1 protein-coding gene is annotated in these 1563 nt (G+C 63.1%); it reads left to right on the top strand.

The window, feature by feature from the left end; translation table 11 throughout:
- Nucleotides 1-197 precede the first annotated feature (197 nt).
- Nucleotides 198-1349 (top strand): inositol-3-phosphate synthase, encoded by a 1152-nt coding sequence (locus WCB02_RS37505; protein WP_423966969.1) that lies wholly within the window; start codon nt 198-200, stop codon nt 1347-1349.
- Nucleotides 1350-1563: the final 214 nt, after the last annotated feature.

Raw genomic sequence — 1563 nt, 5'->3', positions numbered from 1 at the left:
ACCCGGCTCCTTGTAGCCGTCAAGCACGACGACTCGCGGTCCGCAGGCCCCCAATTAATGCGCCTGATCGCCGACTTTTCAGGCGCCTTTGCTGTCGCACTCCGGTCATATATACTTTGCGTTTTCGTCACGCCTGTGGGTAAGGGGCCCGCTTCGGTAGACCCGATCACGAGGCAATCGCGGAGATTTCCGAGCAAATGCCAAAGAACATCAAGGTCGCCATCGCCGGTGTCGGCAACTGCGCCAGCGCGCTGGTGCAGGGCGTTGAATATTATCGCAGCCGCCGCAACACGGCGCTGGACGGCGTGATGCGCCAGACAATCGGCGGCTACCGCGCCAGCGACGTCGAGTTCGTCTCCGCGTTTGATATCGATCGCCGCAAGGTCGGCCGGCCGCTGGAGGAGGCGATTTTCGCCAAGCCGAACAATACGCGGGTTTTCCAAAGCTCGCTGCCAGTGTCGAACGTCGTCGTCCAGATGGGTCCGCAGTTCGATGGCGTGGCGCCGCACATGGCGGACTACGACGACGACGTCGCCTTTCGCCCCGTCGACCTTGAGCCCACTGACATCGCCGAGGCTCTGCGCAAGTCGGGCGCTGAGGTGCTGTTGTGCTATCTGCCGGTAGGATCCGACAAGGCCGTCAAGCATTATGCGCAAGCCTGCCTCGAAGCGGGTGTCGCGATGGTCAATTGCGTGCCCGTCTTCCTCGCTTCGGACCCCGAATGGGCCCAGAAGTTCCTCGACGCACGCCTGCCGATCGTCGGCGACGACATCAAGAGCCAGGTCGGCGCGACTATCGTGCATCGCTCGCTGGCGCGCCTGTTCGCCGACCGTGGCGTGAAGCTGGACCGGACCTACCAGCTCAATACCGCCGGCAACACCGATTTCCTCAACATGCTGGAGCGCAAGCGGCTCAAGTCGAAGAAGATTTCCAAGACCGAATCCGTCCAATCGCAACTTGACGAGCGACTGAACGACTCGGACATCCATATCGGCCCGTCCGACTACATCCCTTGGCAGCACGACAATAAGATCGCCTTCATCCGCCTCGAGGGTCGTGGCTTCGGCGATGCGCCGCTGGAGCTTGAACTCCGGCTTTCCGTGCAAGATTCTTCGAACAGCGCCGGTGTAGTGATCGACGCGCTGCGCTGCGCCAAGCTGGCCTTGGACCGCAAGGTCGGCGGACCGCTCGAAGCGCCGTCGGCCTATTACATGAAGACCCCGCCGCGCCAGTTCCGCGATAGCGTCGCGCGCGACGCCTGCAATGCGTTCATCGACGGCGTTCCGTTCGATCTTCCGCGGGCCGCGCCAAGAAGCGAAAAGGCTGCGGTCCGTTCGAGTCGCTCCTGACCGGCTGGCGGCGCGATCGGCTGCGCCAAGTCCGGCGATTGGCTTCTATGATAGCGGCGATCGAAACGCTGCTCTTCGACTTCGGCGGTACGCTCGACGCTGACGGCGTGGCGTGGAAGGAGCGCTTCCACGCCCTTTATCAGGCCGAGGGACTCGATATGACCGCCGAAGCGTTCGCGCCGCCCTTCTTCGCCGCCGACGATCCGCTCGTCGG

Origin of the sequence: Bradyrhizobium sp., assembly GCF_049581145.1 — a bacterium.
GTDB lineage: Bacteria > Pseudomonadota > Alphaproteobacteria > Rhizobiales > Xanthobacteraceae > Bradyrhizobium.
The sequence above is the reverse complement of the archived record's forward strand: the minus strand, read 5'-3'. Positions and strand labels throughout refer to the sequence as shown.

Bases quoted from the DNA above. Each gene is read 5' to 3' on its own strand.
- WCB02_RS37505 (WP_423966969.1), top strand. From the start codon at position 198: ATGCCAAAGAACATCAAGGTCGCCATCGCCGGTGTCGGCAACTGCGCC.